Source organism: Saliphagus infecundisoli (assembly GCF_020177375.1).
GTDB lineage: Archaea > Halobacteriota > Halobacteria > Halobacteriales > Natrialbaceae > Saliphagus > Saliphagus infecundisoli.
On the sequence record NZ_JAIWHV010000005.1, the window covers coordinates 1 to 13,776 of the forward strand.

Sequence of the window (13,776 nt, forward strand, 5' to 3'; positions counted from 1 at the left end):
GAATATAACCCGTCTACGCGTCGGCCGTCCCGACCTCGGGGCCCGGGACAGCCTCACGTTCGTCACAGGTCCAGTGCACTGTTTCGAACTCGTGGCGTCGACCGTCGACAGAGACCGGACAGCAACCCCTATCCTCGGCCTCTACGTCAGGTGAACCCATCGAGTATGCGTGAAGCTGCACGACTCGTCGACCGCGACGTCTCCGATGTCCATGCCGATCTGAAACAGCTGGAGGTGCTGGGTATCCTTGAGCTCAAGGAGGGAGGCCCTGGCGGGGCGATCCAGCCAGTTATTCCCTTCGACAAAATGGAGATGCACATCGATTACCCCCCTTCTCGACGACAGCGATGTAGACAGCACTCCCGCCAGCGCAGATTAGCTGCACCAATCCGTTTCGAGCGTTCGCTCGCCAGTCAGCTCGGTGAACCACCTCGGGGACACACCCCGAGGCACTCGCCGTTCGGCCTGTCGATCGTGCCATCGGTGTCGCTGGCAGGGTCGGTGCCGTTCACCGATGGCCTGTGAATGCTATTGAGGGAGGTCGTGGTATCCGTTGGAATCGGCGGGAGACCCTGCACGCTCCAGTGCGTGGCGGAGCACGAACCTGCACGCCGGTCGATCCGGACACGCCCGACGGTAGTGATCGAGTGGAACCGCTCACGAGAGAGCAAAGCTCTCTCTAACGACAGCGCAAAAGGTGGTTCTACTGAATATGCCCTTCCTGGCGGAGCTGGTCGGCATCGCTCTTCTCGTAGCGCCAGGTGATGTCGGCCTTCTCCTCTTGCCAGTCCCAGGGGGAGACGAGCACGACGTCGTCCTCGCGGATCCAGACGCGTTTTTGCATCTTGCCGGGGATCCGGGCCGTCCGCTCCGTCCCGTCGGCACACCGTACCTTCACCCGGTTCGCACCGAGCATCTCCGTGACGGTCGCGAAGACCTCGTCGTCTTCGGGCATTCGGAGGTTCGTGCGACCGCCGTCCTCGCCACTCATGTGCGAGCGTAGGACGGCGAGGCGTTAAACCTTTTACCGATTTTCGCCCGGCCGTGGACTCCTCCGGGTCGGGAGCCGGATCCGACCGGGGCCGATCAGGCCAGAAAGACGTGGCGGGGCCGATCCGCGAGGACGTCCCGGCCCCACTCGACGGTCTCGGCGAACTCCTCGCTCCGGAAGAAGGCCATCGCGTCCTCGCGGGCGTCCCAGCGGCTGGCGATGAACATGTCGTTTTCGTCCTCGCGGTTGGCCAGCAGGTCCGTCTTGCGGTGGCCGTCCATCCCCGAGAGGAGCCCGCCGACCTCCTCGAAGGTCTCCACGAAGTCGCCCCTGTGTTCGGGTTTGACGGCGTAGAACATCCCCATCGTTCCCCAGGAGTCGCCTTCCTCGTCTCCTGCCTGGCGAACGATATCGGGAAGCTCCGAGAGGAACCCGGAGGCCGTCGATGCGGCGCGTTCGGTCTCCCAGAGGCTGACGACGGCGGTCTCCGCGTCGCTTCCCTCGTAAACCGCCGTCTTCACGTGGCTATCGTAGTGTTCGAAGTTCGAGCGGAGGCCCTCGACCTCGGAGAACAGTTCGTCGGGATCGGCCGCCGAGTAGAGCACGACCGCGTGGACGTCCTCGCCGTGTGGACTCCCCGCGTAGACGCCTGCCTCCTCGAGTTCGTCGCGAACGCTCGTTTCCTCGTCGTCCTCGGCGCCGCCGTGGTCCTGGCCGTCATGGCCGGCGTGGCCGCCCTCCTCCCCTCCGTGGTGGTGTCCGCCGCCGTGGGCAGGGGAGACCTCCCCGTGGTGACCGCCCGGCTCGGCGTCCAGCGCCTCACCCTGAAGGTAACCACCCAGCCGGTCGGGCTCGAGCCGGCGGCCGAACCGGAAGCGGCCGAACTCCGCGAAGCGAGAGCTCGAGGGATCGAAGCGCATCTCGTATAGCAGGTCCTTGATGTCGGTCGGGTCATCGGCGAAGAGGGTGACTCCCCACTCGTGGTCGTCCATGCCGACGCTGCCCGAGATGATCTGGGTGACCCGGCCGGCGTACTCCCGGCCGATGTCGCCGTGGGCCGAGAGGTGCTCGGCGCGCTCCTCGAAGGGGAGGTCGTACCAGTTGTCCTCGGGCCCGCGCCGTTTGTCCATCGGGTAGAAGCTGACGTAGTCCTCCTCGGGGATCTCGGGGTGGAGCCGCGACTGGATGTAGTTCGCGATCCCCGGGTCTGCCTCCTCGCCCTCCTCGAAGTACTCCTCGGACATGTAGCCCGAGACCTCCGTCACCGAGAGGTACGAATCGACCTGCTCCGTGAACGCGGCGAGAGCCGTCCGCTCGAGCCCGCGCTCTCTGGCCTCGACCTCCTCGATCGAGGGCCGGAGGTGGATCGAGAGCAGGTCGGCCTCGTGGCCGACGACCGCGAACGTCGCCGATCCGCCCTCCTCGGGGGCCTCACAGTCGGCGAGGAACTTCCCTCCCTCCTCGATCGCCCGTTCCCGGCGCCGGTCGGGGGCCTCGCGCCAGGCGTCCCAGTCGATCGACCGGAAGTCGTGGAGGACGTACCAGCCCTCCTCGGTCCGTGGCGGTTCTCGTCTGTCCATGCTCGCCCTCCGGGCGCGGAGGGTAAGAACGGCCGGGTTTTCGTTGGCTGACCGAAACCCTTTACGCGCTCCCCTCTGAACCTCGCCCAATGCGGAAGAGCGGCCCGCCGAAGGGACTGATCGCGTATCTCGTCTTCGAACTGCTCGAGGAGAAACCCCGGTACGGCTACGAGATCTTGAAGGAGATACGCGAGATCAGCGGCGGGCACTGGGAGCCCTCCTACGGCTCGGTGTACCCGATCCTCTACAAGTTCGAGGAGAAAGGGTGGGCCGAGCGAATCGACCGGGAGGACGAGCCCGACAGGAAATACTTCGAACTCACGGAGTCGGGCCGCGACGAACTCGCCGACCGGCGCGAGGACGTCGCGGGGAAGGCCCGCGACTTCGCGGACACGATCCTCGGCTTCTTTCACGTCTACGCCGCGTTCTCGACCGACGACCGCTTCGAGGTCCCCGCCACCGAGGGGCAATGGCGCTTCGACGAGGAGTTTTCGGCCTGGATCGTCGAACAGCTCGTCCGCCACCACGACCACTACTTCGAGACCGAGTTCAAGCGCATCGAGGCGACGCCCGAGGAGTTCTACGAGCGCCACGGGATCGAGGACTCCTAGCCGGCGAACAGCTGGGGCCCGAAGATCATCAGCATGAAGCTGACCAGCATCGCCAGCCCGATGGTCGTCGTCACCGTCCGGACCATCCCCCGGGTCGCGTCGATCGGCAGCCGGGAGACGACCGCTTCCGTCGAGGTCCGGAGGATGTGCCCGCCGTCGAGCGGGAACGCGGGAATGCAGTTGAAGAATCCGAGCTGGACGTTGATCCAGCCGGTCCAGAAGAGGACGTTCGCGAGCCCGAGCACGCCGCCGGTCCCCACGAAAGAGAGGGGGCCCTGCGCCCGATAGAAGTTCTCGATCCCGCCGGCAAAGCCCGCGAAGTTGAACGGAAGCTGGCCGGTGATCCCCGCGATCGGGAGAAACAGCGTGACGGCGATCTTCCCGAGGAACGACTCGACGGCCCCGACGCCGGCCGCGTCGGGGTCGCCGCCGCCTAAGAGCACGAGGTAGTCGTTTGCGGGGTAGAGCTGGACCCCCGAATCGCTGATCGAGACGCCCGAGACCCCCGGCTGCCACTGATTGTAGCCCAGCACGCCGCCGCCCGTCTGGGCGCTTCGCTCGCCCAGCGTGACCTCGTAGCTCGCTCGCTCGCCGTCGACGTAGCCCGCGACGCTCACCTCGTCGCCGGGATCGGTCTCCCCGAGTGCGGCCTCGAGTTCGTCGTAGGCGGCGACCCGCTCGCCCTCGAACTCGGTCACGATCAGGTCCTCGCCGGCGGGCGCGCCGGCCTCCGCGATGGGACCGCCCTCGAGGACGGTGACCGTCGCGCCGATCGGGATCCGATGGTCGCTTTCGGTGCCGTCCCGTTCGGCGGTCACCGTGGCGACCTCGCTGGCCCCGACCGCCTCGAAGAACTCGGCTTCGGTCCGGACCGGCTCGCCGTCGACGGCGACGATCCGGTCGCCCTCGATCAAGCCGGTGGGCCCCTCGGCGGGGGCGGCCATCACCAGCAGGGCGCGATCGACCGCCACCTCGCGGTCGCCGTCGATCTCGACGGTCACGTCGTCGCCCTCGGCCTCCGCGAGCGCGGCCTCGAGGCCGTCGTTGTCTGCGACGGGGGTCCCGCCGACGGCGGTGATCCGGTCGCCCCCGGAGATCCCGGCGTCGTCGGCGGGCGAGCCCTGGGGGACGCCGCCGACGGCGGCGCCGGGTGCGAGCCCGATCGAGGCGATCACGGGACCGAAGAGGAGCGCGAAGGCGACGACGGTGACCGCGAAGTTGTTGGTGACGCCGGCGGCGAACATCCGGGTCTGGGCGCCCCGGTCGGCCTCGTACTGCTCGTCCTCGTCGGGTTCGACGAAGGCGCCGATCGGGATCACGGCGAGGGTGGCGATCCCCATCGACTCGATCCCGATGTCCTCGACCCGACAGAGCAGCCCGTGGCCGCCCTCGTGGACGACCAGCCCGACCAGCAGGCCGGCGACGATCCCGGGCGTGGCCGAAAGCGGCAGGAAGTCGTTGACGCCAGGGATCACGAGCACGTTCCGGGGCTGCTGGATCGCCGTCGTCTCGGTGGTCTGGAGCGCGGCGTAGGCCGCAAACAGGAGCACGACGAACATGGCCACCATCACGACCAGGGCCATCCCGATGCCGACGTTCGCCCACGCCCGCCAGAACCGCTTCGGTCCGGCGAGGCGGTTCAGAAACGCCCGCCCCCGCTTCGTGTGGATCGTGGTCAGCGGCCCCTGGGTGCCGACGTAGTCGGGCAGGAGCCCCCGGCGACGGAGGACGATCAGGGCGAACCAGTAGGCGAGGAGCCCGACGACGACCCAGGTGAGTGGATTCGAGAGGGGAACCTCGGGGAAAGGAAACGCTGCAGCGGGGCCGACGTCCATTAGGGACCCCTCCGGGCGGCGCTCTCAAAGGGCTTTTGCCCCGCGGTCACCGCTCCCGGCGCAGCCTGGCGACGACGAACTCCCGGTCGACCTTCGCGAGGAACGGACCCAGCTTGGGACCCTGCTCGTCGTCGAAAAAGAGGCGATAGCCCGCCCCGAAGAAGTCGCCGACGTCGATGTCGTGGCGCTTTGCGGTCTCGTAGATCTCGCCCTGGATCGCCTCGGCGTCGTGGCCCGCCTCGATGAAGTCGGCGAGCTCCTCGAGCGCGCGTTCGGTGTCGGCGTCGAACTCGTGGTCCGGAAGGACCGTCCGCTTGAGTTCGTAATCGAACTCGTTTCCGGTCTCCCTGGCCCACGTCCGGGCGCGCTCGACCCGCGCCAGGGCCTCCTCGATCGCCCACTCGAGGGCGTCCTCGGGGACGTGTCCCTCCCGGCGTGCGATCTCCTCGCGGAGCGCGGGGTCGTCGGTCATCCCGAGGACTGCCGCAAAGGTGTAGGGCAGGCGGATCCGTTCCCGGCGGTCCTCGAGTTCGCCTTCCTCCTTACCGACCACGAGCGGGTAGACCCGGTCGGCGAACGCCCGCTCGTCCTCGCTGGCCTCGACTTCCCCGAAGTAGATCGCCTCGAACCGGTCGAACTCGTCGACGAGTTGGTCGAGGCGTTCGATGCTGAAGTCCCGGGCCGTGGTCGGATCCTTCGCGAAGAAGTATCGGAGGACCTCGGGCTCCAACATCTCTAAGACCTCGGAGACGAGAATGACGTTCCCTTCCGACGAGGAGAACGGTTCGCCGTCGAGGGTGAACCACTCGTAGACCATCGGAACCGGCGGCTCGATCGCCAGGACGTTCCGGGCGACGTCCTCGCCGCTGGGCCAGGAACCCTCGGCGTGGTCCTTCCCGAACGGTTCGAAGTCCACCGTCAACGCCTGCCACTGGGCGGGCCACTCGAAGCGCCAGGGCATCTTCCCCTCCCGGAGCGTGGCGGTCCCCTCGTGGCCACAGCCCTCGATCGTCCGGTCGCCGGCCTCCATGTCGGTACACCGGTAGTCGACGGTGTTCTCGCCCAGATCGATGCCCGTGACGGTCTCCGTGATCTTGCCACAGTCGCTACACCGGGGGTTGAACGGGACGTAGTCGTCGTCGACCTTGTCCTGGTAGGCCGAGAGCACCTCCCGAGCGCGTTCGCGGTTGGCGAGGACGTGGCGGGTCGCGTCCTCGAGCCTGCCCGACTCGTAGAGCTCCGTCGTCGAGTGGAGTTCGATCGGGACGTCGAGGGCGTCGGCGCTCTGCTGGATGATGTTCGAGAAGTGCTCCCCGTAGGAGCCACAGCAGCCGAACGGGTCGGGAATCTCCGTGTACGGAACCCCCAGGTTCCGCCCGAGCGCGCCCGCGTCCACCTCGCCGAGATCGACGAGGTTCCCCTCGAGGTCGGCGAGGGTTCGGGGCAGCTTCCGCAGGGGATCGGCGTCGTCGGCAGTAAAGACCTGCCGGACGTCGTGGCCGCGCTCGCGGAGAACTTCGGCGACGTAGTACCCCCGCATGATCTCGTTGACGTTGCCCAGGTGGGGCACACCCGACGGCGAGATCCCGCCCTTGACGACGATCGGGTCGTCCTCGTCTCGCGTACCCGCTCGCCGATGGCGAGCGATCCGTTCTTCGACCCTGTCGGCGACCGTATCGGCCCAGAAGGCGTGGCGGTCGTCGCCGTCGTCCTGGAGGGTGTACGGCCCCTCCCTGTCGCCGCTCATCGCTGCTCGGTCCCGATCTCGTTGTCGGCCCAGTAGGTCGGCTTCTCACCGACGCCCTCGGGGATCACGTCCGTGCCGTCGTGGTCGCCGTACCGGACCGCCCGGGCGATCCGGGCGGGGTCGGTACCGTCCAGAACGATGGTGCGCATCCCCGCACGCTGGATGATCTTCGCCGCGAGCAGATCGACGGGCGCCGAGGAGCCGGCGTCCATGTCGATGTCCGCGATGACGTCGACGAGGTCGGTCGCCGAGAGCTCGTCGTACTTCGTTGCGTCGGCGTCCTCCTCGGGATCGGCGCTGTAGACCCCGGGGACGCTCGTCGCGTAGATCAACAGGTTCGCGTCGACGTACTCCGCGAGGGCGGCGGCGACGGCGTCGGTCGTCTGGGCCGGGGCGACCCCGCCCATCACGCAGACGTCGCCCCCCCGAAGTGCGTCGCCGGCCTCCTCGTAGTCGAGAGCCGGCGCCGTCGCCGCGTCCTCGCCCAGCGCCGCGATCAGCAACCGGGCGTTGAGCCGGGTGACGTCGATGCCGAGCTGGTCGAGTTCGATCTCGTTTGCGCCCAGGTCGCGGGCGGCCCCGATGTACTCCCGGGCGACGCCGCCGCCGCCGACGACGCAACCGACCCGGCAGCCGTCCTCGAGGAGGTCCTCGACGACGGCGGCGTGTTCGGCGACCCGGTCGGAACCGAGGTCGGGAACGAGCACGCTCCCGCCGATGGAGACGACCACTTTCATGCTACCGCGGTGTAGCCCGCTCCCTCTCTTAAGGGTTGCCAACTGGTCGGCAACGGAGGCGAGAGCGCCCAGCAGCGAGCGATGGCGAGCGACAGCTAGAAGGCCCGCCCGCGCGTCCGTCGGGACATGCACGTGCTCGGGATTCTCGACGGCGGTGCCGGCGAGGAGACCGTAGAACGCTGTCTCGACCGGCTCGTCTCCGAGCTCGGCGGTCGGGGCCGGGTCGGCGTCGTCCGCTACGACGCGACGATCGCCGACGGGCTCCACATGCCCGAGACGGGGCCGGCCGCCGGCAGCGACGTCACCTACGAGCTCGGCGCCGACGGCGACTGGCTCGCCTCCGGCACCGGCCTCTCGATCGACGAGGCCCTCGACTCGCTCGCGCCCGACTGCGCGTACGCCGTCGTCGTCGGCGTCCCCTCGCTGGCCGAGCCGGCCGTCGTCGTCGGCGACGCAGACGCGGAGGGCGAGACGATCGCGGCGGTCTCCGGTCCGGGAGAGCTCGATCCGGCCGCGGTCGCCGACGCCATAGAGCGCCACGAACCCCGCGAGACCCTCGAGTCGCTCGTCCGCGAGGTCAAGGGCTCGCCACGGGCCGAACGCGCGGGCGCCATCGCGACTTTCACCGGCCGAGTTCGGGCGAAGGACGCCCCGGACGACGCCCGGACGGAGGCCCTCGAGTTCGAGAAGTACGACGGCGTGGCCGACCGGCGGTTGCACGCGATCCGGGAGGAACTCGAGGCCCGCGAGGGCGTCTACGAGGTCCGGCTTCACCACCGGACCGGCGTCGTCCGCGACGGCGAGGACATCGTCTTCGTCGTCGTGCTCGCGGGCCACCGCGAGGAGGCCTTTGCTACCGTCGAGGACGGAATAAATCGCCTGAAGAGCGAGGTGCCGCTGTTCAAAAAGGAGATCACGGTCGACGACGAGTTCTGGGTCCACGACCGGCCCTGACTCGGCACTCGCCGACTCTCCGTGGGGCGAGATCCCGGCGACCCGACTACCAGTCCAGTGAACCCCCGCTCTGGTACTCGGTCACCTGGGTCTCGAAGAAGTTCTTCTCCTTGTTCAGGTCGACCTGCTCGGAGAGCCAGGCGAACGGGTTGTCGGTCCCGTACTCGGCGTCCATCTCGAGTTGGCCAAGCCGCCGGTCGGCGACGTACTCGACGTACTCGACGAATTGGTCCGAACTCATCCCGAGGACGTCCTCGGGGCAGGCCTCGCGGGCGTAGCGGGCCTCGAGTTCCACCGCTTCCCGAATCAGCTCTGCGATCTCGGCCTCGAACTCGTCGGTCCAGACCGCGGGGTTCTCCGCGCGGATCTCGGAGATCAGGTCGGTGCCGAAGCCGACGTGGAGGGACTCGTCGCGCATGATGTACTCGAACTGCTGGCCGACGCCGACCATCCGGTCGCGGCGTTTGAGCCCGAGCATCATCGCGAACCCTGCATAGAAGAAGATCCCCTCCATGATGACGTAGAAGCCCACGAGGTCCCGGAGCAGGGCACGAACGTCCTCGGGGCCGTCGAGGGAGAAGTCGGGGTCGTCGATGGCCTGCGTGAGATCGACGACGAAGGCGTCCTTTGCCTCGATTGCGGGCACCCGGTCGTACATGCCATAGAGGTACTCGGGTTCGAATCCCAGGCTGTCACAGCAGTAGATGAACGTGTCCGTGTGGATCGCCTCCTCGTAGGCCTGCCTGAGGAGGTACTGGCGGCATTCGGGCGCGGTGATGTACTCGTAGAGCGCGAGGACGACGTTGTTCGCCGTCAGGGATTCGGCCGTCGAGAAGAAGCCGAGGTTCCACTCGACGAGCTGGCGCTCGCCCTCCGTGAGCGCGTCGCCGTTCCACTGGGAGACGTCCTCGCCCATCGGGATCTCGGCGGGCACCCAGTTGTTCGCGACCCCGGCCTCGTAGTACTCGCGGGCCCAGGGGTAGTCGATCGGGAGGATCTTGTTCGGGTCGTGTTCGGCGTCGGCGTCGATGACTGGCATGGTGTAGTGGAGGTTGTTCGGAGTAATCAGGGCGGTTACTGGCAGGCGTCGCAGGTCGGATCGGAGACGGTGGCGAGTCCCGACTCGCCGTCGCCGTCGGCATCGCGGTCGTGGGTCGAGCCGTACTCGGCCATGTCGAGCGTGGATTTCTCGATCCCGGAGGCGCCGAGGGTGCGGAGGTAGTAGGTGGTCTTCAGGCCGAGTTCCCACGCCGTCCGGTAGACCGAATCGAGCAGCGAGCCGTCGGTCGAGGGGAAGAAGACGTTGTGGGAGATCGACTGGTCAATCCAGGTTCCCCGGTGGGCAGTGAGTCGGAGCTGGTGGCGCGGGTCGATCTCGAAGGCGCCCCGGTACAGTTCCTTCAACTCCTCGGGGATCGACTCTACCTCCTGGATCGCCCCGTCGTGGTACTTGATCCGATCGACCATCTCCTCGTCCCAGAGGTCCCGCTCTCGGAGATCCGAGACGAGGTGGTCGTTGACGATGGTGAAGTCGCCGGACATGTTCGACTTCACGTAGAGGTTCGAGTAGATCGGCTCGATCGACGGCGAGGTGCCGTTGATCGTCGAGACGGTCGCCGTCGGCGCGACGGCCATCGTGTTCGAGTTGCGCATTCCGTGCTCGGCGACGTGTTCGCGAACCGGCTCCCAATCCAACTGTTCCTCGCGGTCGGTCGGGATCTTCCGTCCTCGCTCGGACTCGAGCAGGTCGACGGTGTCCTGGGGGAACAGGTCCCGATCCCACTTCGAGCCCTCGAAGGAGGGGTAGGCGCCGCGTTCGGCCGCGAGGCGGGAACTCCCCATGATCGCTTCCCGGGAGACGAACTCCTGCCAGCGGTTGGCGACCTCGATCGCCTCCTCGCTCGCCATCGGAACCCCGACCTCCATCAGCGCGTCGTGAAAGCCCATGACCCCGAGGCCGACCGGGCGGTGACGGGAGTTCGAGCGTTCGGCTTCCTCGGTCGGATAAAAGCAGAGATCGACGACGTTGTCGAGCATCCTCGTCGCGGTCTCGATCGTGTCCTCCAGACGGTCGCGGTCCAGCTCTCCCTCCGTGACGTGGGTCGCGAGGTTGACGCTGCCGAGGTTGCAGACGGCGTGTTCGTCGCTCGCGGTGTTGAGCGTGATCTCGGTACAGAGGTTCGAGGAGTGGACCGTGCCGGCGTGGTCCTGGGGGCTGCGGACGTTACAGGGGTCCTTGAACGTGAGCCAGGGGTGGCCGGTCTCGAACAGCCGGGTGAGCAGCGTCCGCCAGAGTTCGGCGGCCTCGACGGACTCGTGCTGGCGAAACTCGCCCTTTTCGGCCTGGCGCTCGTACTCGCGGTAGCGTTCGGCGAACGCCTCGCCCGTGAGTCCGTGGAGGTCGGGGGTCTCGTCGGGCGAAAAGAGCGTCCACTCTTCTCCTGCTTCGACGCGTTCCATGAACAGGTCCGGGATCCAGGCCGCTGTGTTCATATCGGGGGTGCGCCGGCGCTCGTCGCCCGTGTTGCGTTTCAGGTCGAGGAACGCGGGGAAGTCGGCGTGCCAGATCGCGAGGTAGGCACACGCGGCACCCCGCCGTTTCCCCGAGCGGTTGATCGCGCCCGTCACGTCGTTGCTGATCCGGAGGAAGGGGACGACGCCCGTCGATTCGACCCCCGTGGACTCGATGAGCGCGCCCTCCGCGCGGAGGTTCGTCCAATCGTTGCCCAGTCCGCCGCTCCACTTCGAGAGCTTTGCGTGTCCCTTGTAGCCGTCGAAGATCGCCTCGAGGTCGTCCTCGACGGTCGTCAGGTAACACGACGAGAGCTGTGGGTGGGTCGTTCCGCTGTGAAAGAGGGTGGGCGTCGAGGGCGTGAACTCCAGGTTCGAGAGCACGTCGTAGAACTCCCGGGCGCGGGCCTGGGGGTCGTCCTCCTCCAGGGCGAGGCCCATCGCGACACGCATCCAGAACCCCTGTGGGAGTTCCAGCGGGCGGCCCTCGTTCGTCGAGAGGAAGTACCGCTCGGTTAGCGTCTCCATCGCCATGTACTCCAGCGAGCGATCGCGGTCGGGTTCGATGGCCGACGCCAGTTCCTCGAGATCGAAGCGTTCGGCCATCCGGTCGTCGAGGAGGCCGGTCTCGACCCCCTCCTCGATGCCCGCGACGAACGCCTCGCGGTAGCCCTCGGGGCCATCGGGCAGTTCGTCCGTGACCTCCCGATAGTGGCGCTCGCGGACGACGGCGCCGGCGACCGCTTTCAGTTCGGGCACCCGCTCAATCCGGGCCGAAAGGGCGTTGACGGTCGCCTCGTACACCTCTTCCGTGGAGGCGCCAGCGTAGAGATCGCGCTCGATCTCGCCGGCGAGGTCGTCCCATTCCGTGAAATTCGTTTCCTGGCCCGTCCGGGCCCGCTCGAGTATCGATCGAACGTCGTCGGATTGGATGGCGTTGTGACTCATGATATCGGAGTGGAGGGATGCGACGTGGCCGCCGCTTGCGGCCGTCGCGGGCGATCTCCCCGTCCTTCGTGCAGTAGCGACTGTCCGGCCGGCCCACCATAAATCTTCCCAACGTAATTTCAGTAGAACAAGTTAGTTTTCACTCCGGTCTCGACGGCACATCCGGAACGGGTTTGGCTCCCCGGAAGCACGGCCCGAACGTGTTTCGGGACCTCCAAGTGACCCCCCTTGCGGCGCTGGCCTTCGCCGTCCTCGCGGCGAGCTCGAGCGCGATCCTCGTTCGGTGGAGCGCAGCCCCGAGTTCGGTCGCCGCCCTCTACCGGGTTCTGTTCACGGTGGGGATCGTCGCACCCATCGCCCTCGCCCGGCCCGCCGACCGAGCGGCGTTCGCGCGCTTTTCCCGCCGGGATCTCGCGTGGGCGGCGGTCGCGGGCGTCGCGCTCGCGGTCCACTTCTCGGCCTGGTTCGAGAGTCTGGGCCACACGAGCGTCGCCGCGAGCGTGACCCTGGTCCAGACCCAGCCCGTTTTCGTGGCTATCGGCGCCGCCCTCCTCCTGGGAGAGCGCGTCGATCGGGTCACGGTCGCGGGGATCGCCGTCGCCCTCGCGGGCGCGACCGCGATGACGTTCGGCGACGCGGGACAGGCCCCGATCTCGGATTCGACCTGGTACGGCAACTCGCTCGCCCTCGTGGGCGCGATCACCGTCGCGGGCTACGTGCTCGCGGGCCGGTCGATCCGCCAGCGCGTCCCCCTCTTTCCGTACGTTACCGTCGTCTACACGGCCTGTGCGCTGACCTTGCTCGGGATCGTCGTCGTCCAGGGCCACGACCTGTTCGCGTACCCCGCCCGCGAGTGGCTTCTCTTTCTCGCGATGGCCGTCGGTCCCGGCGTCCTCGGCCACACGATCGTCAACTGGGTGCTCGAGCACGTGGAGTCCGTCGTCGTCAGCGTCGCCTGGCTCGGCGAACCCGTCGGTGCGACCCTCCTCGCGTTCGGGTTGCTCGCCGAAGTACCCGATACGATCACGGTCGGCGGCGGGGTCGTCGTCCTCGCGGGGATCTACGTGACGACGGTTCGACGCGAGCGGGGTACCGAGGGGTAGCGAGAGGCATTTGTTCGCCGGCCGCCAAGCCGGGCCATGAACTGCGCGGTCGTCACGGTCGGGGACGAACTGCTCGCCGGGCGGACGACGAACACGAACGCGACCTGGCTCTGTGCCCGCCTGCGCGAGCGGGGCGTCCGGGTCGAGCGCGTGACGACCGTCCCCGACCGCGTGGGCGACATCGCCCGCGTCATCAACGAGTACCGCGCGGAGTACGACGCCGTCCTCGTCACCGGCGGGCTCGGCCCGACCCACGACGACCTCACGATGGAGGGCGTCGCGGCCGCCCTCGGACGATCCGTCGAAGAGAGTGCGGAGGCCCTCGAGTGGCTCACGGCCGAAGGCGGCTACGCCCGCGAGGACCTCGCGAGCGGGACCGCCGACCTCCCGAAGGGCGCGCGCGCCCTGCACAACGAGGTCGGGGTCGCACCGGGAGCGGCCCTCGCGGGCGTCTACGTCCTTCCGGGGGTTCCGGCGGAGATGGAGGCGATGTTCGAGGCGATCGAGGACGACTTTTCGGGCGAGGCGATCCACCGCGAGGTCGTCGTCGCCGACGAACCCGAGAGCGCGCTGCTCGATCGACTCGAGGAGCTCCAGGCGGAGTTTTCCGTCACCGTGGGAAGCTATCCCGGCGACTCCGTTCGGGTCTCGATCGAGAGCGGCGACGAAGAGGAGGTCGCGGCGGCCGCCGACTGGCTCCGGGCGCGGGTCGCGGGCGTCGAGGACGCCGAGTGAGCTACCGGTAGAGGGAGGCGAGCC

Annotated in this window: 11 protein-coding genes and 1 pseudogene; 5 read left to right on the top strand and 7 right to left on the bottom strand. The window is 67.9% G+C overall.

Annotated features, from left to right (window positions below):
• Positions 1–156 precede the first annotated feature (156 nt).
• Positions 157–379 (top strand): annotated as a pseudogene (locus LCF40_RS23515) (HVO_A0114 family putative DNA-binding protein); the annotation flags it as partial.
• Between the two features lie 324 nt (positions 380–703).
• Here the strand turns inward: LCF40_RS23515 and eif1A are convergent.
• Positions 704–991 carry a translation initiation factor eIF-1A gene (gene eif1A, locus LCF40_RS09120; protein ID WP_114576040.1) on the bottom strand — a complete coding sequence of 96 codons (288 nt, stop codon included), beginning with the start codon at positions 989–991 and terminating at the stop codon, positions 704–706.
• Between the two features lie 95 nt (positions 992–1,086).
• Positions 1,087–2,571, bottom strand: coding sequence for a heme-binding protein (locus LCF40_RS09125; RefSeq protein ID WP_224828222.1), 1,485 nt, complete (start codon positions 2,569–2,571; stop codon positions 1,087–1,089).
• A gap of 89 nt (positions 2,572–2,660) precedes the next feature.
• Here LCF40_RS09125 and LCF40_RS09130 point away from each other — a divergent pair, with 89 nt between their 5' ends.
• Positions 2,661–3,182, top strand: coding sequence for a PadR family transcriptional regulator (locus tag LCF40_RS09130; RefSeq protein ID WP_224828223.1), 522 nt, complete (start codon positions 2,661–2,663; stop codon positions 3,180–3,182).
• On the opposite strand, the gene LCF40_RS09135 is transcribed toward LCF40_RS09130, so the two are convergent.
• From LCF40_RS09135 to pyrH, 3 genes are read right to left on the bottom strand one after another with little or no spacing between them, the layout of a single operon-like run.
• Positions 3,179–5,017, bottom strand: a complete 1,839-nt coding sequence (locus LCF40_RS09135) for a site-2 protease family protein (protein ID WP_114576037.1) — start codon at positions 5,015–5,017, stop codon at positions 3,179–3,181. The two genes, LCF40_RS09130 and LCF40_RS09135, sit on opposite strands and share 4 nt — an antisense overlap.
• A gap of 46 nt (positions 5,018–5,063) precedes the next feature.
• The gene (lysS, locus tag LCF40_RS09140; protein WP_224828224.1) at positions 5,064–6,764 is read right to left on the bottom strand and encodes a lysine--tRNA ligase; all 1,701 of its coding nucleotides are present in this window, start codon (positions 6,762–6,764) and stop codon (positions 5,064–5,066) included.
• Positions 6,761–7,501, bottom strand: a complete 741-nt coding sequence (pyrH, locus tag LCF40_RS09145; RefSeq protein ID WP_114576035.1) for a UMP kinase — start codon at positions 7,499–7,501, stop codon at positions 6,761–6,763. The genes lysS and pyrH overlap by 4 nt, the downstream gene beginning before the upstream one ends.
• A gap of 126 nt (positions 7,502–7,627) precedes the next feature.
• On the opposite strand from pyrH, the gene LCF40_RS09150 reads away from it, so the two are divergent.
• Positions 7,628–8,455 carry a molybdopterin synthase gene (locus LCF40_RS09150; RefSeq protein ID WP_224828225.1) on the top strand — a complete coding sequence of 276 codons (828 nt, stop codon included), beginning with the start codon at positions 7,628–7,630 and terminating at the stop codon, positions 8,453–8,455.
• A gap of 46 nt (positions 8,456–8,501) precedes the next feature.
• On the opposite strand, the gene LCF40_RS09155 is transcribed toward LCF40_RS09150, so the two are convergent.
• Positions 8,502–9,494, bottom strand: coding sequence for a ribonucleotide-diphosphate reductase subunit beta (locus LCF40_RS09155; RefSeq protein ID WP_224828226.1), 993 nt, complete (start codon positions 9,492–9,494; stop codon positions 8,502–8,504).
• A gap of 35 nt (positions 9,495–9,529) precedes the next feature.
• The gene (locus LCF40_RS09160) at positions 9,530–11,914 is read right to left on the bottom strand and encodes a ribonucleoside-diphosphate reductase subunit alpha (protein ID WP_224828227.1); all 2,385 of its coding nucleotides are present in this window, start codon (positions 11,912–11,914) and stop codon (positions 9,530–9,532) included.
• A gap of 200 nt (positions 11,915–12,114) precedes the next feature.
• Here LCF40_RS09160 and LCF40_RS09165 point away from each other — a divergent pair, with 200 nt between their 5' ends.
• Together LCF40_RS09165 and LCF40_RS09170 are read left to right on the top strand one after the other, a co-directional pair.
• Complete coding sequence (locus tag LCF40_RS09165) at positions 12,115–13,017, top strand: DMT family transporter (RefSeq protein ID WP_224828228.1); 903 nt, start codon at positions 12,115–12,117, stop codon at positions 13,015–13,017.
• Positions 13,018–13,053: 36 nt separating this feature from the next.
• Positions 13,054–13,752, top strand: coding sequence for a competence/damage-inducible protein A (locus LCF40_RS09170; RefSeq protein WP_224828229.1), 699 nt, complete (start codon positions 13,054–13,056; stop codon positions 13,750–13,752).
• The last annotated feature ends 24 nt before the right edge of the window (positions 13,753–13,776 follow it).